At 64.4% G+C, this 25428-nt stretch carries 24 protein-coding genes; 15 read left to right on the top strand and 9 right to left on the bottom strand.

Annotated features, from left to right (window positions below):
* The first annotated feature begins 101 nt into the window (after window positions 1-101).
* Complete coding sequence (locus tag GWQ44_RS15305) at window positions 102-1316, top strand: response regulator (RefSeq protein WP_275927690.1); 1215 nt, start codon at window positions 102-104, stop codon at window positions 1314-1316.
* Window positions 1317-1405: 89 nt separating this feature from the next.
* On the opposite strand, the gene GWQ44_RS15300 is transcribed toward GWQ44_RS15305, so the two are convergent.
* A complete protein-coding gene (locus tag GWQ44_RS15300) occupies window positions 1406-2398 on the bottom strand; it encodes a sensor domain-containing diguanylate cyclase (RefSeq protein ID WP_042941451.1) in 993 nt (330 codons plus the stop codon).
* Between the two features lie 187 nt (window positions 2399-2585).
* A complete protein-coding gene (gene desA / locus GWQ44_RS15295; protein WP_016965984.1) occupies window positions 2586-3770 on the bottom strand; it encodes a delta-9 fatty acid desaturase DesA in 1185 nt (394 codons plus the stop codon).
* A 146-nt stretch (window positions 3771-3916) separates the two neighbouring features.
* Between desA and dibA the strand changes: the two genes are divergently transcribed.
* The 9 genes from dibA (at window position 3917) to GWQ44_RS15250 (ending at window position 14723) form a co-directional block, all read left to right on the top strand.
* Window positions 3917-5836, top strand: a complete 1920-nt coding sequence (dibA, locus tag GWQ44_RS15290; RefSeq protein ID WP_047300849.1) for a phosphodiesterase DibA — start codon at window positions 3917-3919, stop codon at window positions 5834-5836.
* Between the two features lie 274 nt (window positions 5837-6110).
* Window positions 6111-6293 (top strand): sulfur starvation response protein OscA, encoded by a 183-nt coding sequence (oscA, locus tag GWQ44_RS15285; RefSeq protein WP_016965985.1) that lies wholly within the window; start codon window positions 6111-6113, stop codon window positions 6291-6293.
* Window positions 6294-6464: 171 nt separating this feature from the next.
* Entirely contained in the window at window positions 6465-7475 is a 1011-nt protein-coding gene (locus GWQ44_RS15280) for a sulfate ABC transporter substrate-binding protein (RefSeq protein WP_253130235.1), read from the top strand.
* A gap of 154 nt (window positions 7476-7629) precedes the next feature.
* Window positions 7630-8448, top strand: a complete 819-nt coding sequence (gene cysT, locus GWQ44_RS15275; protein ID WP_275927689.1) for a sulfate ABC transporter permease subunit CysT — start codon at window positions 7630-7632, stop codon at window positions 8446-8448.
* Window positions 8449-8461: 13 nt separating this feature from the next.
* Window positions 8462-9331, top strand: a complete 870-nt coding sequence (cysW, locus tag GWQ44_RS15270) for a sulfate ABC transporter permease subunit CysW (RefSeq protein ID WP_016968484.1) — start codon at window positions 8462-8464, stop codon at window positions 9329-9331.
* 3 nt (window positions 9332-9334) lie between these two features.
* Window positions 9335-10324, top strand: coding sequence for a sulfate ABC transporter ATP-binding protein (locus GWQ44_RS15265; protein WP_016968485.1), 990 nt, complete (start codon window positions 9335-9337; stop codon window positions 10322-10324).
* A 297-nt stretch (window positions 10325-10621) separates the two neighbouring features.
* Window positions 10622-11998, top strand: a complete 1377-nt coding sequence (locus tag GWQ44_RS15260) for a cytochrome C (protein WP_103740189.1) — start codon at window positions 10622-10624, stop codon at window positions 11996-11998.
* On the top strand, window positions 11995-12507 hold the full coding sequence (locus GWQ44_RS15255; RefSeq protein WP_016968487.1) for a hypothetical protein: 513 nt from the start codon (window positions 11995-11997) through the stop codon (window positions 12505-12507). Before GWQ44_RS15260 ends, GWQ44_RS15255 begins: the two co-directional genes overlap by 4 nt.
* Window positions 12504-14723 (top strand): GMC family oxidoreductase, encoded by a 2220-nt coding sequence (locus GWQ44_RS15250; RefSeq protein ID WP_275927688.1) that lies wholly within the window; start codon window positions 12504-12506, stop codon window positions 14721-14723. Before GWQ44_RS15255 ends, GWQ44_RS15250 begins: the two co-directional genes overlap by 4 nt.
* 42 nt (window positions 14724-14765) lie before the next feature.
* Here the strand turns inward: GWQ44_RS15250 and GWQ44_RS15245 are convergent, their stop codons facing one another.
* Window positions 14766-15290, bottom strand: coding sequence for an Mpo1-like protein (locus GWQ44_RS15245; RefSeq protein ID WP_047300858.1), 525 nt, complete (start codon window positions 15288-15290; stop codon window positions 14766-14768).
* A 102-nt stretch (window positions 15291-15392) separates the two neighbouring features.
* Here GWQ44_RS15245 and GWQ44_RS15240 point away from each other — a divergent pair, with 102 nt between their 5' ends.
* Window positions 15393-16079: a Crp/Fnr family transcriptional regulator gene (locus tag GWQ44_RS15240; protein ID WP_016964922.1), complete on the top strand. Its 687-nt coding sequence runs from the start codon at window positions 15393-15395 to the stop codon at window positions 16077-16079.
* A 55-nt stretch (window positions 16080-16134) separates the two neighbouring features.
* Here the strand turns inward: GWQ44_RS15240 and uraH are convergent, their stop codons facing one another.
* Both uraH and GWQ44_RS15230 read right to left on the bottom strand, forming a co-directional pair.
* The gene (gene uraH / locus GWQ44_RS15235) at window positions 16135-16545 is read right to left on the bottom strand and encodes a hydroxyisourate hydrolase (RefSeq protein ID WP_016964923.1); all 411 of its coding nucleotides are present in this window, start codon (window positions 16543-16545) and stop codon (window positions 16135-16137) included.
* A 47-nt stretch (window positions 16546-16592) separates the two neighbouring features.
* Window positions 16593-17084: a heme-binding protein gene (locus GWQ44_RS15230; protein WP_199012316.1), complete on the bottom strand. Its 492-nt coding sequence runs from the start codon at window positions 17082-17084 to the stop codon at window positions 16593-16595.
* A gap of 135 nt (window positions 17085-17219) precedes the next feature.
* Between GWQ44_RS15230 and GWQ44_RS15225 the strand changes: the two genes are divergently transcribed.
* Window positions 17220-17900, top strand: a complete 681-nt coding sequence (locus GWQ44_RS15225; protein ID WP_041115126.1) for a heavy metal response regulator transcription factor — start codon at window positions 17220-17222, stop codon at window positions 17898-17900.
* Window positions 17887-19275 (top strand): heavy metal sensor histidine kinase, encoded by a 1389-nt coding sequence (locus GWQ44_RS15220; protein WP_199012317.1) that lies wholly within the window; start codon window positions 17887-17889, stop codon window positions 19273-19275. The genes GWQ44_RS15225 and GWQ44_RS15220 overlap by 14 nt, the downstream gene beginning before the upstream one ends.
* Window positions 19276-19286: 11 nt before the next feature.
* Here GWQ44_RS15220 and GWQ44_RS15215 read toward each other — a convergent pair whose 3' ends face one another.
* The 3 genes from GWQ44_RS15215 to GWQ44_RS15205 form a co-directional block, all read right to left on the bottom strand.
* Window positions 19287-20507: a type II toxin-antitoxin system HipA family toxin gene (locus GWQ44_RS15215; protein WP_275927687.1), complete on the bottom strand. Its 1221-nt coding sequence runs from the start codon at window positions 20505-20507 to the stop codon at window positions 19287-19289.
* Entirely contained in the window at window positions 20500-20748 is a 249-nt protein-coding gene (locus GWQ44_RS15210; RefSeq protein ID WP_179598787.1) for a helix-turn-helix transcriptional regulator, read from the bottom strand. Before GWQ44_RS15210 ends, GWQ44_RS15215 begins: the two co-directional genes overlap by 8 nt.
* A gap of 144 nt (window positions 20749-20892) precedes the next feature.
* Window positions 20893-21897 (bottom strand): AraC family transcriptional regulator, encoded by a 1005-nt coding sequence (locus GWQ44_RS15205; protein WP_047300869.1) that lies wholly within the window; start codon window positions 21895-21897, stop codon window positions 20893-20895.
* 99 nt (window positions 21898-21996) lie between these two features.
* On the opposite strand from GWQ44_RS15205, the gene GWQ44_RS15200 reads away from it, so the two are divergent.
* Entirely contained in the window at window positions 21997-23070 is a 1074-nt protein-coding gene (locus GWQ44_RS15200; protein ID WP_275927686.1) for a fatty acid desaturase, read from the top strand.
* Window positions 23071-23183: 113 nt separating this feature from the next.
* The gene (locus GWQ44_RS15195; protein WP_085057498.1) at window positions 23184-23630 is read left to right on the top strand and encodes a pesticin immunity protein; all 447 of its coding nucleotides are present in this window, start codon (window positions 23184-23186) and stop codon (window positions 23628-23630) included.
* 181 nt (window positions 23631-23811) lie between these two features.
* On the opposite strand, the gene GWQ44_RS15190 is transcribed toward GWQ44_RS15195, so the two are convergent.
* Window positions 23812-25422 carry an arylsulfatase gene (locus GWQ44_RS15190; protein ID WP_275927685.1) on the bottom strand — a complete coding sequence of 537 codons (1611 nt, stop codon included), beginning with the start codon at window positions 25420-25422 and terminating at the stop codon, window positions 23812-23814.
* Window positions 25423-25428: the final 6 nt, after the last annotated feature.

Here is a 25428-nt window from a genome sequence, read left to right as displayed (position 1 = left end):
GGCGGGTTTTTTTCATCCCCGGGCAGTCCATGGGGGATTTGCGCTGTATGGAAGCCTGCGCATTGACTAAGGTGCAAGGGATTGCCTAGGGAGCGTGCTGCATGACCGCTGTTGATCTACCCGCTGTACCTCGCGTGCTGATTGCCGAGGCCGACCCCTGGTCCCGCGATTTGCTCAAGCAAGTGCTGCTCAGTGTGCGCTGTGATGCCCGTGTGGACCTGTGTGCCGACGGTCAGGAAGCCCTGCAGCTGTTGAGCGAAAAACCTTATGACCTGATCATTGCCGACTGGGAACTGCCCGGGGTGGATGGTCTTGCCTTGCTGCGTTCTGTGCGCCAGCGCAAGCGCAACCCGCTGCAGCCGTTCATTCTGCTCAGTGCTCGCAACGACAGCGCCAGCGTGCGCGAGGCCCTGCCCCTGGCGCCCACCGCCTACCTGACCAAACCCTTGAACATGGAAGGCCTGACCCAGCGCCTGCAGGGCTTGCTGCTGGACGCTGGCCAGGAAGTCTCTTGCGAGGCACCGGTCCTCGCCCCGGGCATGAGCCTGTGGACCTTTCTCGAACGCCGTCGCGAGGTCGCCGATGGCGCGCCGTTACTGACCGATGTGCAACTGGCGGTCAAGCGCAGCCTCAACCCCGACGGTCTGGACCTCAAGCAACTGGAGGAAGAGATCCGCACCGACCCCCAGGTCACCGCGGTGCTGATTTCGGCCGCCAACAGCGCCGCGCAGCACCACGGCGACGGCGTGCAGACCCTGTCCCAGGCCCTGCACCGGCTGGGCACCGGGCAGAGCATGAACCTGATTCTCGGGCTGACCCTCAAGCGCAGCGCGCGCCTGAGCGATCCGGCCCTGGCCGACTATGCCGAGCGTTACTGGGAGCTGTCCCTGCATACCGCGGAATACGGCCGCACCCTGGCGCGCCTGCTGGATTTGGACCAGGAGCGTTGCTACTGCGCCGGGTTATTGCATCGCCTGGGGGATCTGGCGCTGCTGCGCTGTCTGCAGGAGTGGAAACAGGCCGGGGGCGAACTCGACGATCAGGAAGAGATCGGCGATGCCCTGGAGCGTTTTGGCGCGGCCTACGGTTCGGCCCTGCGCACCCGCTGGCGCATGCCCCTGGAACTGCGGGAGCTGATTGCCTCCAGCTACCAGTTGGGCGGCGGGGTCTACTCCCGCGAGGCGCTGGTGATGCACCTGGCGGCGCAGCTGGCGCGGTTGACCGAGCATGAGGGGATCGAAGAACTGGCGCGCAGCAAGACCGCGCGCCTGCTGAAAATCGGCCTGCCGGAGCTGACCCGTCTGCGCAAAGGCTGAGCTTCGGCAGGCGCCGGCGCTTGAGTCTTGTGCAGCCTTGGCAGCGCCTTCGCTGGCAAGCCAGCTCCCACGGACGTGCGCGCGCCTGGTTATCCGCTGACGATGCGGTTCTTGCCCTGACGCTTGGCTTGGTACATCGCCGCGTCGGCGCGGGCGAACAGGCTGTCGAGGCTTTCATCTTCGCGGCGCCGGCTGCTCAGGCCCTGGCTGATGGTGACGTTGAAGGTCTGGCCCTGGCAGCAGAAGGTCTGCCGCTGAATCTCTCGCTGCAGGCGTTCGGCGACCTGATGGGCCATGTCCGCGGCGCAGCCGGGAAACACCGCGGCGAATTCTTCGCCACCGATACGTCCGAACAGATCGCCGCGGCGCAAGGCGGCACGCCCGCTTTCGGCAATGCGTTGCAGCACGATGTCGCCTTCGGGGTGACCGTAGGTGTCGTTGATCACCTTGAAGTCATCGATATCCAGCAACAGAAACACCAGGGGCAAGCCGTGCCGGCGCGCCTGTTCGAACTCGCGATGGGCGCATTCGAAGAAGTGCCGGCGGTTGCTGCTCTGGGTCAGCGCGTCGGTGGTGGCCAGGCGTTGCAACTCGGCTTCCAGCTGCTTCTTCTCGGTGATGTCTTCGGCAATGCCCACCACGATCAGCCGTTGCCCGGGCTCGGGGTTGCGGTTGATGAAGCATTTGTCGCTGAGCCAGCGTACCTGGCCATTGGCGTCGATGATGCGGTACTCGCGGTCTTCCACCGCGCCCTTTTCCAGCACCTGGGCCAGGCTGCGCTCGGCGTATTCCAGATCGTCGGGGTAGATGCTGTCGCGCCATTGCTTGCTGTCCGCCAGCAGCAGTCCGGCAGGGCGCCCGAATATACGTTCATAGGCCGGGCTGACGTACAGCACCTGGCGGCTGTCCCAGTCATAGGCCCAGAGCACCGCGTTGACGCTGACCAGCAGGGAGCTGAACAGCTGCTCGCGCTCGGTCAGGCGCGCGACCTCGCCCTGGGCGTGCATCAGGGCCAGCAGGGTTTGCGCGGCTTCGGGCCACTGCACAAGCGAAGATGGAGTGTGTGAATTCTTATTGACCATCGGCACAGATCTCAAAAGGTCTGCCGCGCGCTATGAAGCAGCGGCTACGACCAAGCCCGCCTGGGTGGCGAAGTGTTGCTTGAGATAGGGGATCGGACGCTAAGTTCCCAGCCGCTTCGGCGATAGCTGGCGCGCCCGCCGGACGGTCGCAGGCGCCCCTCGCCCGCTGCGGGCGAGGGGCTCTGGCTCAGGCTGCGGAGGGCCGCAGAGAGTAGGTTTTCAACTGGTGGGCAAAGTCCCGCAGGGACTGGATGCCGCTGGCTTCGGCCTCGTGCACCCAGTCCTTGATCGCCGCCAGCATGTCGTGGCCGTTGGCGCTGGTCTTGACCCAGATCTGCTGCAGGGCCAGGCGCTTTTCGTAGATCACCTTCAAGGCCTGGCTGTGTTCCAGCATGGTCTGGATACGCAGGTGGTGGCGGTCTTCCAGCAGGCTGGTTTCCCGGGACAGCAGGCGCTTGGCGCGGTGGAACTGGTGGCGTACCGAGTGATCGACCTTGGCCAGTTCCTGTTTCACCAACGGGCCGATCACCAGCTTGCGGTACTGGGCCATGATCTGGAACCGGTTGTTGAGGATGGCCATGGCGGTGTCCATGTCCAGGTGGCCCTTGCCTTCGACCCGGTGGGCGATCGGCGCCACGCGCTGGACCTTGGCCAGGCGCAGGAAGCTGAAGACCTTGATCCAGGCCCAGCCCATGTCGAACTCCCACTTCTTCACCGAGAGCTTGGCCGAGTTGGGGTAGGTGTGATGGTTGTTGTGCAGCTCTTCACCGCCGACGATGATGCCCCACGGCACCAGGTTGGTGGCGGCGTCGCGGCATTCGAAGTTGCGGTAGCCCACGGCATGGCCCAGGCCGTTGATCACGCCGGCGGCCCAGAATGGAATCCACATCATCTGCACCGCCCAGATGGTGATGCCGATGGTGCCGAACAGCAGCAGGTCGATGACCGCCATCAGCGCGATGCCGCCCAGCTTGTAGCGGCTGTAGAGGTTGCGCTCGATCCAGTCTTCCGGGCAGTTCTTGCCGTAGATGCGCAGGGTTTCCGGGTTCTTGGCTTCTTCGCGATACAGCTCGGCGCCCTTGCGCAGCACGGTGGACAGGCCCTTGATCACCGGGCTGTGGGGGTCGTCGACGGTTTCGCACTTGGCGTGGTGCTTGCGGTGGATGGCGGTCCACTCGCGGGTGTTCTGCGCCGTGGTCAGCCACAGCCAGAAGCGGAAGAAGTGTTTCAGACCGGCGTTGAGTTCCAGGGAACGGTGGGCGGAATAGCGATGCAGATAAACGGTGACCGCGACGATGGTCACGTGGGTCATCAACAGAGTGACTGCCACCAGTTGCCAGGCGGACAAGCCAAGTAAACCTTCGTACCACATAGGCGATAAGGCCCTCGATAAAGAAAAAAACAGCTCAGGCATTATCACTAAGCCCGCTGAGAAAACCAGTCGCCCTTTCAGATAAGAGTGGCGGCATGTTTCTTCCTCTATAATCCCGAACTTTTCGTGTGGAAATAGACGGACTTATGTCGGTTTCTTATCGCAATGGCTTGCGTGCCGCGCTGCTCTATCTGCTGCTGTCCCTGATCTGGTTGCAGTTCAGTGGTTATTTACTGAGCAGTTTCTTCGATGAATTTGCCGATCAGGCCTACTGGCACAAGGTCAGTGGCTACGCCTGGGCACTGGTCAGCGCGGTGCTGATCTTCTTTGCCCGGGCCCGTCTGTTGCGAGTCATGGGCGCCGACCGCTGGTTGCGTCATCAGCAGAAGGATCGCGAGCGCCTGCGCCAGGCGGCGGCCGTGTTCGACTGCACCCGTGAAGGGGTACTGGTCAGCGACACCCAGGGCCAGATCGTCCACGTCAATCGTGCCTTCATCGAGATCACCGGCTACCAGAGCGAAGAAGTCCTCGGGCGTCAGCCGAGCCTGTTCAAGTCCGGCCATCACTCGGCGGATTTCTACAAGGCGATGTTCGACTCGCTGCAGAAAACCGGAGAGTGGAGCGGCGAAATCTGGAATCGGCGCAAGAGCGGCGAGATCTACCCGCAGTGGCAGAGCATTCGCGCGATCCGTGATGAACAAGGTGAACTCACCCACTATGTCGCGGTGTTCTCCGACATCAGCGCGATCAAGGATTCCGAGCACGAACTGGCCCACCTGGCCCACCACGATCCGCTGACCGACCTGCCCAACCGCCTGCTGTTCACCGATCGTGCCGAACAGGCCCTGGCCTCGGCGCAGATCCACAAGCGCGGCTGCGCCATGCTGATGATCGACCTCGATCACTTCAAGATGATCAACGACAGCCTCGGTCACAACGTCGGCGACCAGTTGCTCAAGGCCGTGGGCGAGCGCCTGGGGGGCATGTTCGGCCCGGGCATGACCCTGGCAAGGCTGGGAGGCGATGAGTTTGCAGTGCTGGCCGAGAGCTGCCCGCAACTGGTGCAGGCCGCCGCCCTGGCGCAGCGCATCATCGACGGCCTCAAGGAGCCCTTCCAGCTGGGTGAACAGCAGGTGGTGATCAACGCCAGCATCGGCATCAGCCTGTTCCCCAGCGATGCCCTGAGCGCCAGCCAGTTGCTGCGCAACGCCGATGCCGCGCTGTTCAAGGCCAAGAGTGCCGGGCGCAACGGTTATGCCCTGTACACCGAAGAACTCACCGCCCATGCCCAGCAACGGGTCGAAATCGCCTTCGAGCTGCGCCGGGCCCTGGAGCAGCAGGAGCTGCGGGTCTACTACCAGCCGGTGCACGATCTGAAGAACAGTCGCCTGATCGGCGTCGAGGCCCTGGTGCGCTGGGAGCATCCCCAGCGTGGCCTGGTGTCCCCGGCGGAGTTCATCCCCATTGCCGAACGCACCGGGATGATTGCCGAGATCGACGCCTGGGTCATGCAGCAGGCCTGCCGGCAGATGTGCCAGTGGCAGGCCGATGGTGTGGCGCTGTCGTTTATCGCGGTGAACGTCTCGACCCGGTTGTTCGCCCGCAGCGAGCTGTACCAGCAGGTGGCCCAGGTGCTGCACGACACCGGCCTGGACCCGGCCTACCTGGAACTGGAAGTCACCGAGAGCGCGGTGATGGACGACCCGGAAGTGGCCCTGGAGCAGATGCACCGGCTGCGCGAGCTGGGCATCCGCCTGGCCATCGACGACTTCGGCACCGGCTATTCGTCCCTGCTGCGGCTCAAGCGTCTGCCGGTGCAGAAACTCAAGATCGACCAGGGCTTTGTCGCCGGCCTGCCGTTCGATGAAGACGATGCGGCGATCTCCCGGGTGATCATCGCCCTGGCCCAGAGCATGGGCATGCAGGTGCACGCCGAAGGCATCGAACAGGTGGAGCAGGCGCGCTTCCTGCTCGAACACGGCTGCGACCTGGGCCAGGGCTACTGGTTCGGCAGGCCGATGCCCGCTGAGCAGCTCGACTGGAGCAATGCCCCCGCCATCCGCTGATACCCCTGTAGCCGCTGCTGAGCCTGCGAAGCTGCGAACGACCGCAACGCGGGCGCAGTTGTTGTAGACCGCTGAAGGCCTGAAGGCCTTGTCGCAGCCTCGCAGGCTCGGCAGCGGCTACAGAAGGCTAAGCTGCTGTCAGGTCGAATATTTTTTCTGGTTATATAAACATTCTTAAACAGTATTTTTAAGAATATCCGCGCCTATCTACTATTGCTCCCACGCCGCAAGCAGTGCCGCCACTGCCAGGCACATCTCACTCAGGAGCAGCACCATGAGCGCATCTCTACGTAGCGTTGACGGCCAGGACGAAGCAACCATCTTGCGGGAAATTCAAAGCGCCCTGCGCGACCTGCGCTTTGGCGCGGTGGAAATCACCGTGCACAACGCCCAGGTCGTGCAGATCGAACGCAAGGAAAAATTCCGCCTGCAACAGCCCGGCCACAAGCCCGGCTAACGCCGCCCCGCCCAATACCGCAGCACCCTCTCGCCCGCGAGAGGCCCGACTGGACAACCGGAGGGCGTCATCCATGACCCCCAGTCTGAACCCCAGCATTCGCCCACGAATGCGGTCCTGATTCGCCATAAGAAAAATGCCAGCACATTAAAAAATTTCGGGAGCTCCATCATGTCGTCGATTCGCCGTTATGCCCTGGCCGCCCTCGCCAGCGCCGTTTTTGCCGGTTCCGCCGTTGCCAAGGATTACGAGCTGCTCAACGTGTCCTACGACCCGACCCGCGAGCTGTACCAGGACTACAACGCCGAGTTCACAAGCTTCTGGAAGCAGTCGCACCCCGGCGACAACGTGAAAATCCAGCAATCCCATGGCGGCTCCGGCAAACAGGGCCGGGCGGTGATCGACGGCCTGCGCGCCGACGTGGTGACCCTGGCCCTGGCCGGCGACATCGACGAAATCGCCAAGCTCGGCAAGACCCTGCCAGCGGACTGGCAGAAACGCCTGCCCGACGCCAGCACCCCCTACACCTCGACCATCGTGTTCCTGGTGCGCAAGGGCAATCCCAAAGGCATCAAGGACTGGGGCGACCTGATCAAGAAAGACGTCTCGGTGATCACCCCGAACCCGAAAACCTCCGGCGGTGCGCGCTGGAACTTCCTTGCCGCCTGGGCCTATGGCCTGAAAACCGGCGGCAGCGAAGCCAAGGCTCAGGAGTATGTGAAGGAGCTGTTCAAGCACGTGCCAGTGCTGGACACCGGTGCTCGCGGCTCGACCATCACCTTCGTCAACAACGGTCAGGGCGACGTGTTGCTGGCCTGGGAAAACGAAGCCTTCCTGGCCCTCAAGGAAGACGGCGGCGCCGACAAGTTCGAGATTGTCGTGCCTTCGCTGTCGATCCTCGCCGAGCCACCCGTGGCAGTGGTGGACAAGAACGCCGAGAAGAAAGGCAACACCGAGATCGCCGAGGCGTACCTCAAGCACCTGTACAGCCCGGCCGGCCAGGAAATCGCCGCGAAGAACTTCTACCGTCCGCGGGACAAGGATGTCGCCGCCAAATATGCCCAGCAGTTCCCCAAACTGGACCTGGTGACTATCGACAAGGACTTCGGCGGCTGGAAGACTGCCCAACCGAAATTCTTCAACGACGGTGGTGTGTTCGACCAGATCTACACGGCCCAGTAAACCCGACCCTCCGTAGGAGCTGGCTTGCCAGCGAAGGCGCCCTGAAGGGCAATGCACGACTTGCGGGCCTTTCGCCGGCAAGCCGGCTCCTACGAGGCAGAGCCCGCATTCAGTTGCGGGCTTTGCGTATCCGTACCGTTAACCAAGGACTTTTATGTCGCGTCGTATCTCCCCCGTCATACCCGGCTTCGGGCTGACGCTGGGCTACACCTTGGTGTACCTCAGCCTGATTGTGCTCATCCCCCTGGCGGCGATGTTCGTGCATGCCGCGCAACTCACCTGGGAACAGTTCTGGGCCATCATTTCGGCGCCACGGGTGCTCGCCGCACTCAAGCTGAGCTTCGGTACCGCGCTGTATGCGGCCATCATCAACGGCGTCATTGGCACCCTGCTGGCCTGGGTCCTGGTGCGCTACAGCTTCCCCGGGCGCAAGATCATCGACGCCATGATCGACCTGCCCTTCGCCCTGCCCACCGCCGTGGCGGGCATCGCCCTGACCGCGCTCTACGCGCCCACCGGCCTGGTGGGCCAGTTCGCCACTGAGCTGGGCTTCAAGATCGCCTACACGCCCCTGGGCATCACCCTGGCGCTGACCTTCGTCACCCTGCCATTCGTGGTGCGCACGGTGCAGCCGGTGCTGGCAGACATTCCCCGTGAAGTGGAAGAGGCCGCCGCCTGCCTTGGTGCCAAGCCCTGGCAGGTGTTCCGCCATATCCTGGTGCCGGCCCTGCTGCCGGCCTGGCTCACCGGCTTTGCCCTGGCCTTCGCCCGGGGCGTCGGCGAGTACGGCTCGGTGATCTTCATCGCCGGCAACATGCCGATGAAGACCGAAATCCTGCCCCTGCTGATCATGGTCAAGCTCGACCAGTACGATTACACCGGCGCCACTTCCATCGGCGTGCTGATGCTGGTGGTTTCCTTCATCCTGTTGCTGCTGATCAACCTGCTGCAGCGGCGCATCGAACGTCCATAAGGAGGCGCGATCCATGTCTCAATCGTCTATCGCCGCCTCGTCGGCCAACGCCGCCCGCCGTGGCAGCGCCACCTCGCGGCGGGTGCTGATTGGCCTCGGCTGGCTGATCTTTGCCCTGTTTTTGCTGCTGCCGTTGTTCATCGTGGTGTCCCAGGGCCTGAAGCTGGGCATCGGTGCGTTCTTTGAAGCGATCTTCGAGCCCGATGCCCTGTCGGCGCTGAAGCTCACGGTGATCGCGGTGCTGATCTCGGTGCCCTTGAACCTGGTGTTCGGGGTCAGCGCTGCCTGGTGCGTGAGCAAGTACTCGTTCCGCGGCAAGAGCATCCTGGTGACCCTGATCGACCTGCCGTTCTCGGTGTCGCCGGTGATCGCCGGCCTGGTCTACGTGCTGATGTTCGGCGCCCAGGGCCTGTTCGGCCCGTGGCTTTCCGACCACGACATCCAGATCGTCTTCGCCTTGCCGGGCATCGTCCTGGCCACCATCTTCGTCACCGTGCCCTTCGTCGCCCGGGAACTGATCCCGCTGATGCAGGAGCAGGGCACCCAGGAAGAGGAGGCCGCCAGGTTGCTGGGGGCCAACGGCTGGCAGATGTTCTGGCACGTCACCGTGCCCAACATCAAATGGGGCCTGATCTATGGCGTGGTGCTGTGTACCGCCCGGGCCATGGGCGAATTCGGCGCGGTGTCGGTGGTCTCCGGGCATATTCGCGGGGTCACCAACACCCTGCCGCTGCACGTGGAAATCCTCTACAACGAGTACAACCACGTCGCCGCGTTTGCCGTCGCCAGCCTGTTGCTGATCCTTGCGCTGTTCATCCTGCTGCTCAAGCAGTGGAGCGAATCCCGAATCAACCGCCTGCGCGCCAGCGCCGCGGAGGAATAACTCATGTCGATCGAAGTCCGTAACGTCAGCAAGAACTTCAACGCCTTCAAGGCCCTGAACAGCATCAACCTGGATATCCACAGCGGCGAGCTGGTGGCGTTGCTCGGCCCGTCCGGTTGCGGCAAGACCACCCTGCTGCGGATCATCGCCGGCCTGGAAACCCCGGACGACGGCAGCATCGTGTTCCACGGCGAGGACGTATCCGGCCACGACGTGCGTGATCGCAACGTCGGTTTTGTGTTCCAGCACTACGCCTTGTTCCGCCACATGAGCGTGTTCGACAACGTCGCCTTCGGCCTGCGCATGAAGCCCAAGCACCAGCGTCCCAGCGAGAGCAAGATCGCCGAGAAGGTCCATGAGCTGCTGAACATGGTGCAGCTGGACTGGCTCGCCGACCGCTATCCGGAGCAACTGTCCGGCGGCCAGCGCCAGCGTATCGCCCTGGCCCGCGCCCTGGCGGTGGAGCCCAAGGTACTGCTGCTGGACGAACCCTTCGGCGCCCTCGACGCCAAGGTGCGCAAGGAACTGCGGCGCTGGCTGGCGCGGCTGCACGAAGACATCAACCTGACTTCGGTATTCGTCACCCACGACCAGGAAGAAGCCATGGAAGTGGCCGACCGCATCGTGGTGATGAACAAGGGCGTGATCGAACAGATCGGCTCCCCGGGGGACGTCTACGAGAACCCGGCCAGCGACTTCGTCTACCACTTCCTCGGCGACTCCAACCGCCTGCACCTGGGCGAGGATCACCACGTGCTGTTCCGCCCGCACGAGGTGTCGCTGTCGCGTTCGGAACTGGAAGACCACCACGCCGCCGAAGTGCGCGACATCCGCCCGCTGGGCGCCACCACCCGAGTCACCCTCAAGGTGGAAGGGCAGAGCGAGCTGATCGAAGCCGAAGTGGTGAAGGACCACGACAGCCTGATCGGCCTGGCCCGTGGCGAGACGCTGTTCTTCAAGCCCAAGGTCTGGCAGAAACACACCAGCCTCTGACCCCGCCGACATCACGCCCGCTGTAGGAGCTGGCTTGCCAGCGAAAGGGTCCTTCAGGCTTGCACCTGGCTCGAAGGCCTCTTCGCCGGCAAGCCGGCTCCTACGCAGAGGATGTCGCGTATCGACGGTGGGTGATGGCGTTCGGCTATTGCTGCTAGCTCGATTCGATCTATGGCCCGTGCCCTGGGCGCAAGTTTCCTTATCTACGCTGGAAATGGTGCCAGGAGGGCGCAATTGAAGAGTCCATGAAGGACCGGCGTTCTGTCTCCTGGCCAGCCTGATGCCAAGGAGACAAGCATGAAAAAGGAAGTCTATCGGCCCGGTCCGAGGTTCGGTTGTGCACTCTGCGGTGCACTGCTCAGCCCTTTGGCCCTGGCGCTTGCGCCACCTGACCTGTCCTCGCACATACCCTACGACGTCGCGGTGACCGCCCCCCCGACACCAACCCTGGAAAGCCTGCAGCGCGATTTCGACGTGCTGTCCTGGCAGACCTTCATCGCCCTCAACTGGCCGGCCCAGGCCGACGGCAGTCCCGGCACTGGCCCCATCGGCAAGGAGGACGGCCCCACCGTCTGGGAAAGCTGGAAAGAGAGCTATCAGATCTTCCGGGCCAAGGGCGAGAAGCCCTTGGCCTGGGAGGCCCCGGCGATTCTTCCCAAGCCCTGTGAAGGGCTCAAGTCCGGGCGCCTGCTGCAACAGATGGGCAAGGTCGCGGGTGTCCTCGACGAGTTCATCCAGCCGTTCCAGAGCGGCCCGCTGGTGGACCAGAGCGGCACCTACACCCGCAACGAAATCGTGGTCAACCGGCCGATGTTCAACGATATCGTCGACAAGGGCCTGTACAGCGTCCAGGGTCAGCAGGCGTATTTCGCCGCCAGCCCGAACAACCGCGTGGCCTTCAGTTGCAGCTCCAATCCCCACCAGAAGCTCGGCGCAATCATGGTCAAGGCCTCGTGGAAGGTGCTGGACGGCAACGACCAGCGCAGCCGCTTCCATACGGTGGACGCCCTGGTCTATACCCCCGGCAACAGCGATCCGACCCATGGGCCCATCGTGGAAGAGTCGTGCAAGGCCGAGGCGGTGGGGCTGGTGGGCCTGCACATCGTGCACAAGACCGCGCTGGCGCCGCAGTGGGTCTGGTCGACCTTCGAGCACGTGGACAACGTGCCGGAAAAAACCACCCCACCGGAGCAGCGCAAAGGCCCGTACCTGTTCTACAACGCTGCCAGCCCGGCCAAGGTCAACGAACCACCGCCCCGGCCCTGGAACCCGGCGGTCAAGGCCACGCCGTCTCAGATCGTCCGCGAGATCCCGCTGACCGAGGCCGCCAAGGCACTGAACAGCACCTACCAGGCGCTGCTGCGCACGGCCAACCCGCAGAGTGTCTGGGCCAACTACCAGATGATCGACACCCAATGGCCCGCCGATCCGGCCCCGGACTGCGAGACGCCGTCGCCGACCAATCCCCTGGGCAGCCCGGCCCCGACCTTCCTTGCCAACGCCACCCTGGAAACCTTTATCCAGGGCACGGTGCCCCAGGCGTCCTCCAGTTGCATGGACTGCCACAACAACGCGACGACCCGGGTCACCCAGAACCCCCGCACCACCTTCGCCGACTTCACCTATCTGCTGGAGCGTGCCCAATCCACTGGCGCCGCAGGGAGCAAACCATGAGCACCGAGCGTGAGAACTTTGTCGGCCTGTCCTCGGCGTTGCTGGGGATCGGCAAGGCCTTGCTGGCGCCGTCGATCGACCCCATCGACCTGCCCAGCCAGTTTCTGGCCTATATCCGCCCGAAGCTGACCGAGGCCCAACTCAATGACCTGCTGAGCCAGTACGCCAGCCTGGTGGCCGACCAGCAGAGCCCGCAACAGATCGCCCGGGCGTTGCTGATGAGCAACGGCCAGCCGGCGGCCACACCTGCGGCCAAGGCCTGTCGTTCGATCATGAAAATGTGGCTGCTGGGGGTCTGGTACCAGCCTTATGACGCCAGCAGCTTCAAGGCCGGGCAGCAGTGGGTCGTGTCCGACCTGGCGTACCAGCAGAGCTGGGCCTGGAAGGTCGCCCAGGCTCATCCCATGGGCTACAGCCAGTTTCATTTCGGCTACTGGAACGAGACGCCGCCGAGCCTGGAGGCCTTTACCGGTGTGCCCGCCAAGGGGCAGCAAGGAGCTTCGTCATGAGCACAGAACAAGCGGATGTGGTGATAGTCGGCGCCGGCCTGGCCGGTAGCATCATTGCCTATCAACTGGGGCTGGCCGGGATCAAGGTCCTGGTGCTGGAGTCCGGGCCGAGCATTCCGGCCAATCGCACGCAATACATGGAGCGCTTCTACAACGCCACCCTGAAGACCCCGGAGTCGCCCTATCCTCCGGCCAGCAACTTGCAGCCGCCGCTTTATCCGGAACTGCAGCCGGCCCAGCAGAACGCGCCACGGCCGACCATTGCCGACCTGATCAACGGCTGGAAAGAGCCCGCGACCAGCTACCTGGTGCAGAAAGGCCCGGAGGCGTTCACCAGCACCTATGAGCGCGTGGGCGGCGGCACCACCTGGCACTGGGTGGCCACCTGCCTGCGCATGCTGCCCAACGACTTTCGCCTCAAGTCGCTGTACGGCGTCGGGGTCGACTGGCCCATCGGCTACCAGGATCTGCAAAGCGCCTATTGCCGCGCCGAGGCGGAGATTGGCGTGGCGGCGGATGTGGGTGACCAGGATTACCTGGGCATGACCTTTCCCGAGGACTATCAATTCCCCATGCACAGCATTCCGCTGTCCCTGGTGGATCAGCGCTTCGTCTCGGCCTTGAAGGGGCGTTCGTTCGCCGGCATGCCGCTGCGGGTGAGCCCGACGCCGGCCGGGCGCAACTCCGAGCCCTACGCCGGGCGCCGGGTCTGCGCGGGCAATACCAACTGCACGCCGATCTGCCCGATCCAGGCCAAGTACGACGCCACGGTGACCCTGAACAAGGCCCTGGAAACCGGCAACGTGCGGGTGCTGTACCAGACCGTGGCGAGCAAGGTCCGGGTCGATGGCAAGTCCGACATCAGCGGTATCGAGTTCATCCAGTACCAGCTGGGGGACGGCCCGCCCACCGCCAATGGCGTGGCCCTCGGGCAGCGCTATGTGATCGCCGCCCACGCCATCGAGACCCCCAAGCTGTTGCTCAATTCAGCTTGCGCCGAGGCGCCCAATGGCGTGGCCAACAGCAGTGGCCAGGTCGGGCGCAGCCTGGCGGACCACCCGATCTACCTGGCCTGGGGGCTGATGCCGCCGGGGCAGAAGGTGTTCCCTTATCGTGGGCCGGTGTCCACGGCGGGCATCGAAAGCCTGCGCGACGGAGCCTTTCGCCATCACCGGGCGGCGTGGCGCATCGAGATCGGCAACGAGGGCCTGAACTGGCCGATCGGCGATCCCTACGCCACGGTGTGCGACCTGATCGACGGCAAGAAAGACAGCAACACCAACCCAACGTCCCTGGCGTTGTTTGGAGAGGATCTGATTCGTACCCTCAATGATCGTCTGACCCGTCAATTCCGCATTGCCTTCCTGGTGGAACAGGTGGAGAAGGACCCGGACCACGCCGACTGCTACATCGTGCCTTCCAGCGAGTACAAGGACGGTCTGGGCATCCCTCGCCCAGAGATTCACTACAAGCTGTCGGACTACACCAAGGAGGGCTTCAAGCAGGCCCGGCAGGCGGCCACCTACATCATCACCGAGCTGTTGGGGGCTACCGAACTCACCAATCTCAAACCGACACCGGATAAGAACCCCGGATTCTTCATCTACGATGACGAGCCCTACAGCTTCCAGGGGGCCGGGCACCTGATGGGCACCTATCGCATGGGTGACGACCGCAAGACCTCGGTGGTGGATAAGCACCAGCGCAGCTGGGAACACCCCAATCTGTTCCTGGTGGGGGACGGGGTGTTCCCCAGCAGCGGGACGGCCAACCCCAGCCTGACCATCGCCGCGCTGTCGTTTCAGGCTGCTGATGTGCTGGCCAACGAGCTCAAGGCCGCCACGGTCACGGTCCAGGCCAACAGGCCGTGGCAAGGCACCGGGGTGCAGCTCAATGGCGTGAGTCCGCGGCTGGTGCGCTATGTCGGCGGGCACTGGTCCGCCAGTCCGGCGGGAGGCATGGTGGATGGCCGGGGCAATCCGCTCTACCTCGCCAAGCCCGGCTACACCTTGCCGGGAGCCAGCGAAGGGGCATTGATCGGCCGGGTCGGTGCGGATGGCGAGCCCTTCCTGATCGGTGATCTGGCCGAGATACCGGCGGGCCGCCAAGGGGAACTGCAACTGTGTATCAATGACGACCTGGATGGGCGTTACGGTGTCGGCCTGCAGGACAACCAGGGTGAACTGACGGTGCGGGTGGAGTTCGGCACCCTGTGAAAGAACCTGGCCGGGGGGCGTTCGGCACCCCCGGCCAGGGCTTCAGACCATGGCTTTCTTGTGCCGCAGAGCCACCGGGCCCGAGCGCTGCTCGATGGCCTGTTTCAAGTCATGGCGCAGCCCCAGCAGGAACGCCAGTTCGGCCACCACGAACAGCGGACCGACGATCAAACCCGACAGATCATCGACAAAGGCCGGTTTGCGGCCCTCGTAGTAATGGCCGATGAACTGGATCACCCAACCGATCACGAACAGGCCCAGGCCGCTGCTCAACCACAGCCCGGTGCTCTGCGCTGCCAGCGCCTGCCCGGCCCAGACCGACAGCCCCATCAGCACACTCATCAACACGCCCAGGCGCAACTCCAGGCGCAGGTAGAACACGCACGAGGCCAGGGCCAGCAGCGCGGCCGGCGACACCAGGATCCCCGCCAGTGGCCAGGCGGGACGGGACAAGAGCACGGCCACCGCCACCACAATCATTGGAATACCGATAAAGTGGCTGGCGATATTGCGCGGGTCGCGGTGGTAGGCGGCGTATTGACTGAGATGATCAACGAGGCTTTTCATTGTTGTTCCTCCGTAAGGGTGGCCCGATCATGCCCGGCCACCGATCACGGCACTGTCAGCTAGGCGACAATCCTTGCGATGCCCTGAGGGAAAGACCTGTTCATGGACCTGCACCCGTGGCGTGAATGCCTGATGACCGGCCAGTGGTTCAGCCACCTGCCGGATTCCTTACAGAATAGTCTGCTCGACAACGCCCGCCTGCGTCGGCTGACGGCGGGGCAGTGCCTGTTCCGTCGCGGCGATCCGCCCTGTGGTTTGTACGCGGTGCTGGAGGGCACGGTGCGGGTGGGCGCGGTCAGCGAACAGGGCAAGGAAGCGTTGCTCAGCCTGATGCAGGCGCCGCACTGGTTCGGCGAGATCTGCCTGTTCGACGGCCAGCCGCGCACCCACGATGCCTACGCCGAAGGCGCCTGCACCCTGCTCCAGGTGCCGCAGGCGAACCTGCTGCACCTGCTGGAGCAACAGCCGCAATACTGGCGCCAGTTCGCGCTGCTGATGAGCCACAAACTGCGCCTGGCCTTTATCAATCTGGAGCAACTGAGCCTGATGCCGGCCCCGGCGCGGGTGGCCAACCGCCTGCTGGCGATGGCCAGCGGCTACGGCGAAGTCAGCCAAAGTCGCAGCCTGCTGCAACTGCCCCAGGAGCAACTGGCGCTGATGCTCTCGCTGTCGCGCCAGACCACCAACCAGATCCTCAAGGACCTGCAGCACCAGGGCATCCTGCGCCTGAGCTACGGCGAGATCGAAATCCTCGACGCCGAGCGCCTGCGGGCCCTCGCCGGCCTGTAGGCGCTGGCTTGCCAGCGAAGGGGCCCTCAAGACCGCCTTCGCCAGCAGCCAGCTCCTACGAACCACGATAGGTCGAGAAGCCATAAGGGCTGAGCAACAACGGAATGTGGTAGTGCTGCTCGGTCTGCTTGACCTCGAAGATCACCGGAATCTCCGGAAAGAAGGTGTCGCGCTTGGCCTGCTTGAAGTATTCGCCGGTCTTGAACACCACCCGGTATTCACCCGCCGTCAGCGCCTGGCCCGCGGGAAACAGCTCGCTGATCCGCCCCTGCTCGTTGGTCACGCCGCTGGACAGGGCTTTCCAGTCCTGGCCCACATGCTGCTCCAGGGTCACCTTGACCCCCGGCGAGGGCAGGCCGTTCTCCAGGTTCAGCACATGCACGCTCAAGGGATTGCCCGCCGCCAGGGCCAGGCTCGACAGACCGCAGAGGCCGATAGCGGCCAGGCCATTACGCAAAAAGTTCATGCAAGACTCCTCATCACATTGATCAAACAATCCACACGCCGACCGCGTTACAGCGCGGTCCGCAAACCGATTTTCTGCGCCGCCTTGAGCGCACATTCCTCGTCCTGCGCCGCCCCACCGGCCCCGGCAATGCCCATGGCGCCCACCAGTTCGTTACCGGCGAACAGCGGAATCCCGCCCCCCAGCAACAACAGCTCCGGCAAGGTATTGAGATTGGCCGCCTCGGGGTTGTTGCGCGCCCGCTCGGCGAACAGCCGGCTCGGGGTCTTGCTGGACAGCGCGGTATAGGCCTTGCGCTGGCTGGCGACGGTGTTGTGCGGGCCGACGCCATCAGCGCGCAGGGTCACCAAGAGGTTGCCGCCACGGTCCAGTACCGACACCACGGCCGTGCACTGGGCCAGGCTGGCGTCCGCCAATTGACGGGCGGTGGCCAGGTCCAGCTCGGCGTGGCGAGGCAGTTCCGGGGCCGCCAGGGCGCTGCCGGCAAGGCCCAGGCCGAGGCCCAGACCAAGGCTTACAACAAGGGTTTTGCACATCATGGGAAGGCTCCGCAAAGACAGGCCGCCACCTTACCCAGCGGTGCTCGTCAGAACCTCGTCAGTTGGATTACAAGTTTGTAATGGGCAAGCGCGCGCCGTGCGCCTAGCCTGTGCCGATCATTTCCGAGGTGCACCATGCGTTTGCTGGTAGTTGAAGACGAAGCCAAGACCGCGAATTTTCTGGCCAAGGGCCTGGGAGAATCCGGATTCGCCGTGGACGTGGCCCTGAACGGCCTGGACGGGCGCTATTTCATCGAGCAGCAGGAATACGACCTGATCATCCTCGACGTGATGCTCCCCGGCCTCAATGGCTGGCAGTTGCTGCAGTTGATCCGCCAGCGCGGTGCCACCCCGGTGCTGTTCCTCACCGCCAAGGACGCCATCGAAGATCGGGTCCGTGGCCTGGAACTGGGCGCCGACGACTACCTGCTCAAGCCCTTTGCCTTCGCCGAACTGCTGGCCCGGGTCCGCACCCTGCTGCGCCGCGGGCCGCTGCGCGAGGCCGAATCCTTCAGCATCGCCGACCTGGAGATCGATGTGCTGCGTCGCCGGGTCAGCCGTGGCGGCCAGCGCATCGCCCTGACCAACAAGGAGTTCGCCCTGCTGCACCTGTTGGCCAGCCGCCAGGGCGAGGTGCTGTCGCGGACCCTGATTGCCTCCCAGGTGTGGAACCTGAATTTCGACAGTGACACCAACATGGTGGAAGTGGCGGTGCGCCGGCTGCGGGCCAAGGTCGACGATCCCTATATGCCCAAGCTGATCCACACCGTGCGTGGCGTCGGCTACCAGCTGGAAGCCCCGGATGAAGCGCTCTAGTTCCATCGCCTGGCGGCTGGCCCTGGCCTTTGCCGCGGTCTGCGCCCTGGTGCTGAGCGTGATCGGGGTGTTCCTCTACCGCTCCCTGGCCGAGGAAATCGCCTACCGCGACGACCTCGCCCTGCTCGGGCGCCTGGAACAGGTGCGCGCCCTGCTGCAGGACAGCGACAGCCTGGACGCCCTGCAAGCCCGGCCCCGGCTGTACCAGAACATGCTGGGCAACCAGGAAAGCCTGCTGCTGGTGCTGCGGGCCGATGGCTCGACGGTGATCGGCATCAACCCCCGGCAACAGCGCTTGCCCGAGTTGCTGCCGATTGCCCGGGAGCAGCGCCCGCAACGCCGCGACATCCTCCTCTGGCCGGGCAGCGACCAGGTTCCGCTGGCCCTGCTGGCGGGGCAGGCCAGCGGCCCCAAGGGCGAGGCGCTGACGGTGATTGCCGGGAAGGTCCTCAGCGAGCGCGAGCAGATGCTCGCCAGCTACCGCCTGCGCCTGTACCTGGCGGTAGGCCTGGGAGCCTTGCTGGCCTTCGCCCTGGGCCTGCTGCTATTGCGCCGGGGCTTGCAGCCGCTGCGCCAGCTCAGCGAGTCGGTGCGCGAGATCGATCTGCGCAGCCTCGACCGACGTCTGCACACCAGCGGCATCCCGGCCGAATTCCACGAGCCGGTGCAAGCCTTGAACGCCATGCTGGCGCGTCTGGAGGAGAGCTTTCAGCGCTTGTCGCAGTTCTCCGCCGACCTGGCCCATGAAATCCGCACGCCGTTGCACAACCTGCTGGGCAGCAACGGCCTGGCCCTGAACCAGCCCCGCAGCGCCGCGGAGTACCAGGAAGTGCTGGCCTCCAACATGGAGGAGTTCGAGCGCCTGGGGCGCATGGCCGAGAACCTGCTGTTCCTGGCCCGGGCCGAGCAGGCCGATGCGGCGCTGGACCGCCAGTTGCTGTCACTCTCGGGCGTCGGCGCGCAGTTGTGCGACTACTTCGAGGCCCTGGCCGATGACCGGCAGATCCGCCTGGAGAACGGTTTTTACGGCGAGCTGCTGGCCGACCAGCAACTGCTGCAACGGGCTCTGGGCAACCTCCTGGCCAACGCCGTGCGCCACGCCGACGCGGGTTCGCTGATCCGCCTGCGACGCCGCGACGAAGCCGGCTGGTGCTGGCTGCAGGTGCACAACCAGGGCCCGGCGATTGCCCCCGAGCACCTGCCCCGGCTGTTCGACCGCTTCTACCGGGTCGACCCGTCCCGCGCTGAACCGGGGGATTCCGGCGGCCTGGGCCTGGCCATCGTGCGCTCGATCATGCTGCTGCATGGCGGTCAGGTGCGGGTCGCGAGCGAGGGGCAGGCCACGGTGTTCGAGCTGGGTTTTGCGGTTCTTTAACGGTGCCCGGATCAACGGGTCAGGCTGCGCGCCACACCGGTTTTCCAGGCCTCGCTCATGGCCTCGGCCATGCCCTTGAAGGCGGGATGGGCAGCGCTATAGACCTGCATCTCGCCCATTGCCTGTGCCATGCCGTGCTCGACCTGTTGCAACAGTTCATGGCTGCGGCCTTCGCTGAGGTTACAGGCCGTGCGGGCGAAGCGCAGCAGCGCCTGGCGTTTGGGCCAGGCCTTGGAGCCTCCCAGTAATAGCGCCAGGCTGTCCGCCTTGATGTAGACCGACGTGGTGACCAGATCAAAGGCCGGAGCCAGGCTTACCGGGGCGGCCACATCCGTGTCGGGGTAGAGCACGCCGAAGTTCTTCAGATGGGCATCGCCATTTCTCAGTCCGGCCGACAACGCCACGATCTTGAAGAACGACTCCAGGGCCCGGTTCAGCAGGTGTGGGGAGACAAAGGCCTTGATCTGTTTCGCCGCGCCTTCGTAGGAGCCGTCGTACTTGGCTTTGGCCGGCCAGGCGTTGAGCACGCAGAAATCCTCGAAACCCAGGTAGCCCTGGTCGCTCAGGTCGAAACGCTTGACTACCAGGAACTGGCCATTCTGGCTGAGTTCGATCTCCGGCACTGGCAGGCCGGCATGCAGCGCCGCGCGCATGCAGAAGAATTCGTTGGCGGCCAGGTGGGGGTATTGATCGGCGCGAAAAGCCTTCACCAAATGCGTGGCGCCGCGATGGGTCAGGCGTTCGACGCTGTCAGCGCTGTCGCGGATCAGGACCTTGGGCTGCACCCCGGAAACCCCTGAATACTGGCCATAGGTCGCCAACAGATCCTCGAACAGTCCCTCGGCACCGTCATGCACCAACAGGTCTTTCAGGCTGGTTTCCGGCAAGGGCGCCTGGGGGCGTTGGGTTGTGCTGATGGCCACCCGACCCAGTTGGTGCGGCCCCACGATCGATAGCAGGGCGAAGTCATCGAAACCGCGCACCGCCTTGCTGAAACGGCGCAGCAGTTCATCGCGCAGCGAACCCTCCGGCAGGTGCATATCGAACACCGGTGGCAGGCCTTGGTCCCAGCCATAACTCGCCAGGCGTGGCGGCATGGTCAGCGAGACCGCGTCGTGGGGCGAGGTGTTGTCGCTGTAGGTGAACACCGAGTCCGCCGGCGCCTGGCCACGGCCGAGAGTGCCCACCGCCGTGCCGGCCACACGGATGTGCAGCCGCTGTTCCTCAGTCATGGAAATGTGCCTGTTTCAGGCTGTCCAGGGTCGGGCGTTGCCGGTGGCGGGGCACGGCGCTGAGCTCGTAGCCAAAACCATTGAGAATGGCTTCGACCTTGCGCAGGCCGATTTCGGTAATGGTGTTGTTTTCAATCCCCGAGATGGTGGCGCGGCTCATGCCGTATTGCTCTGCCAACGCTTGCTGCGAGAGCTTGCGCTCTTTGCGCAGGGTCCGGATCAGTTGTCCAAGGCTTTCCATGGGTGTTGTTCCGCATTGTATACAGTGCATTTTTACTGAAATTTATTAAATGCATCCTATTTGATGCAATTTGCAGTGTAGATCGGCTGAGTCTCTCTCGCGGGATTTTTGATTGGTGGAGGGTGCGGCTGGCCGGTGCGGGGCTTAGCGCAAACCGTCGCGAAACTGCCCCGGGGTCATTCCGGTCCAGCGCTTGAACGCCCGGCTGAAGCTGCTGGCGTCAGCAAAGCCCAGCAGGTAGCTGATTTCGCTCAGGGAGCACTCCTGGTCCCGCAGGTGCAGCAGGGCGAGGTTTTCCCGGCATTCGTTGAGCAGGGTGTCGAAACGCGTGCCTTCATCCGCCAGGTGCCGTTGCAGGCTGCGCAGGCTCAGGTGCAGGGCCTGGGCGACTCGTTCGGCGGAGGGTTCGCCTTCCGGCAATTGGGCTTCGATCACGCCGCGCACCTTGCGCTCCCAGGTCAGCGGCCGCAGTTGCAGCAGGGTGCGCTTGAGCACCGCTTCGTTGTGCTCGGCCAGTTCCGGGTTGGCGTCGTCCAGGTGGCTGTCGAAATCGTGCAGGCCGAATTCCAGGCAGTCGTCGGCGGCGGCAAAGTGCACCGGGCAACGGAACACCTTGTGCCACTGGCTCGGGTCCGCCGGCGCCGGGCGGCGCAAATGCACGGCGAGCGGCGCGTAGTCGCGGCCCAGGCGGTTGCGGCAGGTGCGCACGTAGATCGCGGCAAAGGCGTCGATGGCCTCGATGGCCGGCTGCGGCGCGCCGTCGGGCACCTTGAGGAAGAACCGGTAGCGGTCCGGCTCGCGGGTCAGGGCCAGTTCCAGGGCATCGCTGACCACCTGGTGATAACGCACGATGCGCTCGAACACTTCCCGCAGGCTGCCGCTGGCCACCAGGGCGTAGCCCAGGGCATGGAAGGTGGTGGGGCTGACAAAGCGCGACACCCGCAGGCCAATGGCCGGGTCGCCGCTGGCCTGCACGGCGAGATGCCACAGGCGGGTGGTGGCCGACAGCGGATAGCGGGCGTTGGGGTCATCCATCAATTGCGGGTCGAGCCCGGCTGCGCGGCACAGTGCGTCGCTGTCGAGGTCGAGGGCGTCCAGTTGCTTGCGCAAGGCGCGGGTCCAGCTGGCAAGGGAAGTGGCTTCGGTCATGCGATTGGCGCGTCCGGTCAACAGGTTGGCGTTTACGGCTAGGGCCCGGAGCCGGGGCTCGGGGCAGGATGCACACATCACTGACCAGAGGATGGAATCATGCAGGGTATTTCTGCAAGCCCCGAGCGGATGAACGCACAACAGCGAGCGGCGCACATTCGCCAGGTGGTCCTGGCCCGGGGCGATGAACTGCGCCGGCGCTTTCCCTTGCTGCGGCACCAGGACGCCCTGGGCGCGGGGATTCTGCTCTTTGCCTTGTCCGGGATGCTGGGGTCAGCGGCGCTCTATGTCGCTGGCTACCTGACCTGGTGGGCGTGCCTGCTGCTCAACGCGTTCTTCGCTTCCCTGACCCACGAGCTGGAACACGACCTGATCCACAGCATGTACTTTCGCAAGCAGCGCCTGCCCCACAACCTGATGCTGGCGCTGGTCTGGCTGGCGCGGCCGAGCACCATCAACCCCTGGGTGCGGCGTCATCTGCACCTGAATCACCACAAGGTGTCCGGCAGCGAGAGCGATATCGAAGAGCGCGCCATCACCAACGGCGAACCCTGGGGCGTCGCCCGCCTGCTGATGGTCGGCGACAACATGATGGCGGCCTTCATCCGCCTGCTGCGGGCGCCGGGGGCCAAGCACAAGCTGCGCATCCTCGGCCGCACCCTGGCGGTGTATGCGCCGCTGGCGTTGCTGCACTGGGGCGCCTGGTACCTGTTCCTCGGCTTTCATGCCGCCAATGGCGTCGCCGCGTTGCTCGGCAGCCCGATCCAGTGGTCGCAGGACACCCTGGCGCTGATGCACGGCATCGATATCGCCGTGGTGGTGATCATCGGCCCCAACGTGCTGCGCACCTTCTGCCTGCACTTTGTCAGTTCCAACATGCACTACTACGGCGATATCGAACCGGGCAACGTGATCCAGCAGACCCAGGTGCTCAACCCCTGGTGGATGTGGCCGCTGCAGGCCTTCTGCTGCAATTTCGGCAGCACCCACGGCATCCATCATTTCGTGGTCAAGGAGCCCTTTTACATCCGCCAGCTGACGGCGCCGGTGGCACACAAGGTGATGGCCGAGATGGGCGTGCGCTTCAACGATTTCGGCACCTTTGCCCGGGCCAACCGCTTTCATCCCGTGGAGCAGGTGACCACGCAACCGGCGCATAACGCCCGGGCTTGAGGGGACGGACTGTCTTTCTGGTTAAATATCCAGGGACCGATAACGTTAAGCCAAGGTCGCGCGGCGCCGGGAAACGCCCGGAATCCGCGAAGGGGCAACGACAGGGAGACAGTATGAACAGTGCGCTAAGGCGATTGATCGCCGTTGCCTTGATGAGTGTGGGCAGCGTGTCGCTGGCCGACTCGGTGGCGCAGGGCCGCAACGAGGCGCTGGCGCTGAGTATCTTGAAGCATCTGGAAGTGAACAGTTTTCGCAATTCCTTAAGGCCGAAGCACTACCCGGACGGCACCACGCTGGGCCAGACGCCCTATCGGATCTACGAGAAGGATGCAGGCGCCGAGGGCGGCTACAGCGCGATGGACGAAGAACAAAGCTGGGTCTACAGCGTCAGCGTGATGGCGCGGGGGAAGCAGGGCATCACCATCTGTTTTGTCGACCAGAACCTGCACGGCAGCTACCTGGCCGCTTCGCTGTTGCTGGTCGAGAAAAACCGGGCGGGGCACTACGTTGTGATCAAGGAACTGCCGACCACCCCGGCCTGCAGCATCACCCGAGGCTGAGGCCAGCGCCTGGCACAGCCCGGTGTATTCACCGACAACCCAAACGCACCGCGTAGGAGCCGGCTTGCCGGCGAAAGTGCCCTGGAGACTTGTGTTGTTCTGGAGGACGCTTTCGCTGGCGAGCCAGCTCCTACACAGGCCCGCTCTTGCACGGTCCGGTTCAGAGCCAGCTCCTACAAGCTCAATCCGGCTGGAACGGCGATTCGCTGAGGATCACCCCGGTTTCATCCACGTAGCGCTGCCATTCCTCCAGCAGGGTGCGCAGTTTTTCCGGCTGGCTCTGGGCCAGGTCGTGAATCTCGCCCGGGTCCTGGCCCAGGTCGTACAGCTGCCAGGTCGCCGGGCCCACCGGCCCGGGGATGTACACCGCCTTCCACTGGCCCTGGCGAATCGCCCGGCGGCCGAACAGCTCCCAGCCGGTCACCGTGTGCTGGTCATGCACCTGGGCGGTTTCGCCGGAGAGAAAGCCCAGCCAGGACTTGCCCCGCAGCGGCGCCACATCGCGCCCGCGCCAGCGCTTGCCGGGGTGGCGCACGCCGGCCAGGTCGAGCAGGGTCGGGGTGATGTCCATCACCGTGCCGAAGCCGTGGCTGATCTGTCCCTTGAGCGGCAGTTGCGGGTAGTGCAGCAGTGCCGGCACGCGAATCCCGCCCTGGGTGGTGAAGGCCTTGAACAGCCGCGATGGCGCGGTGGCCGCCTGGGCCCAGGCCGGGCCGTACCAGACGTAGGAGTTGGCCCGGCCGATGTTCTCCAGGCGGTTGTCGTAGTGCTGGTTGAGGTAGGTCAAAAGCTCCGGCCCGAACTTGGGAAAGGCTTCCAGCAGCGCGCCTTCGGCGCCGTTGTCGGACATGAACAGGATCAGCGTGTTGTCCAGCTGGCCCTGCTGGCGCAGGTAGTCCACCACCCGGCCGATGTTCCAGTCCATGCGCTCGACCATCGCCGCATACACCTCCATGGCCCGCGCCGAAACCTGGCGCTGCTCGTCGCTGAGGGCGTCCCACTCGGCGTTGAGGTTGATCAGCGGATGGGGCTCGACCTCGGCCTCGATCAGGCCCAGGGCCTTGAGTTTTTCCAGGCGTTCCAGGCGCAGCACCTCGGGGCCGGCGTCATAGCGGCCACGGTACTTGGCGACGATCTCTTCGGGGGCCTGCAACGGCCAGTGGGGCGCCGAGAACGGCAGGTAGGCGAAGAACGGCCGGCTCTGGTCGCGTTCCTTGAGGTACTGCAAGAGCTTGTCGCCGAAAGCATCGGAGGAATAGAAATCCGCCGGCAGCTCATCGATGAATTGGTCGTCCTCGATGTACAGCGCCGGGGTGGATTTCAGCAGCCCGGGGGTGTGTTCATCGTAGGTCGGCTCGAAGCCGTAGTGATTGGCCGCCCCCGGCAGCAGTGAAAACGAACGCTCGAAGCCCCGGGCATGGGGCGCGCGCTCGGCGGTCAGCCCCAGGTGCCATTTGCCGCTCATCAGGGTCTGGTAGCCGGCTTCGCGCAGCAGTTCCGGCAAGGCCACCACGCGGTCATTGAGATAACCCTCGTAGCCCGGCTTGCCGATCAGTTCTGGAGTCAGGGCCTCGGCCATGGTGCCGATCCCGGCGATGTGATGGTCGGTGCCGGTGAGCAGCATGGAACGGGTCGGCGAGCAGGTCGGGGCAGTGTGGAAATCGGTCAGGCGCAGGCCATTGAAAGCCAGGGCATCGAGGTTCGGCGTGGCGATCTCGCCGCCGAAGGCTCCGAGGTCGGAGAAGCCCAGGTCGTCGGCCAGGATCACCAGAAAGTTGGGACGTTGCGGCATCGCGGC

This window comes from Pseudomonas sp. 3MA1, assembly GCF_029237275.1.
GTDB classification, from domain to species: Bacteria; Pseudomonadota; Gammaproteobacteria; order Pseudomonadales; family Pseudomonadaceae; genus Aquipseudomonas; species Aquipseudomonas fluorescens_AP.
This window is presented reverse-complemented; position numbering and strand designations above follow the sequence as displayed.

Bases quoted from the DNA above. Each gene is read 5' to 3' on its own strand.
- GWQ44_RS15230 (WP_199012316.1), bottom strand. From the start codon at position 17,084: ATGATGTGCAAAACCCTTGTTGTAAGCCTTGGTCTGGGCCTCGGCCTG.
- cysT (WP_275927689.1), top strand. From the start codon at position 7,630: ATGTCGCGTCGTATCTCCCCCGTCATACCCGGCTTCGGGCTGACGCTG.
- GWQ44_RS15240 (WP_016964922.1), top strand. From the start codon at position 15,393: ATGGACCTGCACCCGTGGCGTGAATGCCTGATGACCGGCCAGTGGTTC.
- GWQ44_RS15300 (WP_042941451.1), bottom strand. From the start codon at position 2,398: ATGGTCAATAAGAATTCACACACTCCATCTTCGCTTGTGCAGTGGCCC.
- GWQ44_RS15225 (WP_041115126.1), top strand. From the start codon at position 17,220: ATGCGTTTGCTGGTAGTTGAAGACGAAGCCAAGACCGCGAATTTTCTG.
- GWQ44_RS15210 (WP_179598787.1), bottom strand. From the start codon at position 20,748: ATGGAAAGCCTTGGACAACTGATCCGGACCCTGCGCAAAGAGCGCAAG.
- GWQ44_RS15205 (WP_047300869.1), bottom strand. From the start codon at position 21,897: ATGACCGAAGCCACTTCCCTTGCCAGCTGGACCCGCGCCTTGCGCAAG.
- oscA (WP_016965985.1), top strand. From the start codon at position 6,111: ATGAGCGCATCTCTACGTAGCGTTGACGGCCAGGACGAAGCAACCATC.
- GWQ44_RS15195 (WP_085057498.1), top strand. From the start codon at position 23,184: ATGAACAGTGCGCTAAGGCGATTGATCGCCGTTGCCTTGATGAGTGTG.
- GWQ44_RS15280 (WP_253130235.1), top strand. From the start codon at position 6,465: ATGTCGTCGATTCGCCGTTATGCCCTGGCCGCCCTCGCCAGCGCCGTT.
- GWQ44_RS15260 (WP_103740189.1), top strand. From the start codon at position 10,622: ATGAAAAAGGAAGTCTATCGGCCCGGTCCGAGGTTCGGTTGTGCACTC.
- GWQ44_RS15190 (WP_275927685.1), bottom strand. From the start codon at position 25,422: ATGCCGCAACGTCCCAACTTTCTGGTGATCCTGGCCGACGACCTGGGC.
- uraH (WP_016964923.1), bottom strand. From the start codon at position 16,545: ATGAACTTTTTGCGTAATGGCCTGGCCGCTATCGGCCTCTGCGGTCTG.
- GWQ44_RS15200 (WP_275927686.1), top strand. From the start codon at position 21,997: ATGCAGGGTATTTCTGCAAGCCCCGAGCGGATGAACGCACAACAGCGA.
- GWQ44_RS15245 (WP_047300858.1), bottom strand. From the start codon at position 15,290: ATGAAAAGCCTCGTTGATCATCTCAGTCAATACGCCGCCTACCACCGC.
- cysW (WP_016968484.1), top strand. From the start codon at position 8,462: ATGTCTCAATCGTCTATCGCCGCCTCGTCGGCCAACGCCGCCCGCCGT.
- GWQ44_RS15305 (WP_275927690.1), top strand. From the start codon at position 102: ATGACCGCTGTTGATCTACCCGCTGTACCTCGCGTGCTGATTGCCGAG.
- dibA (WP_047300849.1), top strand. From the start codon at position 3,917: ATGTCGGTTTCTTATCGCAATGGCTTGCGTGCCGCGCTGCTCTATCTG.
- GWQ44_RS15215 (WP_275927687.1), bottom strand. From the start codon at position 20,507: ATGACTGAGGAACAGCGGCTGCACATCCGTGTGGCCGGCACGGCGGTG.
- GWQ44_RS15250 (WP_275927688.1), top strand. From the start codon at position 12,504: ATGAGCACAGAACAAGCGGATGTGGTGATAGTCGGCGCCGGCCTGGCC.
- GWQ44_RS15265 (WP_016968485.1), top strand. From the start codon at position 9,335: ATGTCGATCGAAGTCCGTAACGTCAGCAAGAACTTCAACGCCTTCAAG.
- GWQ44_RS15220 (WP_199012317.1), top strand. From the start codon at position 17,887: ATGAAGCGCTCTAGTTCCATCGCCTGGCGGCTGGCCCTGGCCTTTGCC.
- desA (WP_016965984.1), bottom strand. From the start codon at position 3,770: ATGTGGTACGAAGGTTTACTTGGCTTGTCCGCCTGGCAACTGGTGGCA.
- GWQ44_RS15255 (WP_016968487.1), top strand. From the start codon at position 11,995: ATGAGCACCGAGCGTGAGAACTTTGTCGGCCTGTCCTCGGCGTTGCTG.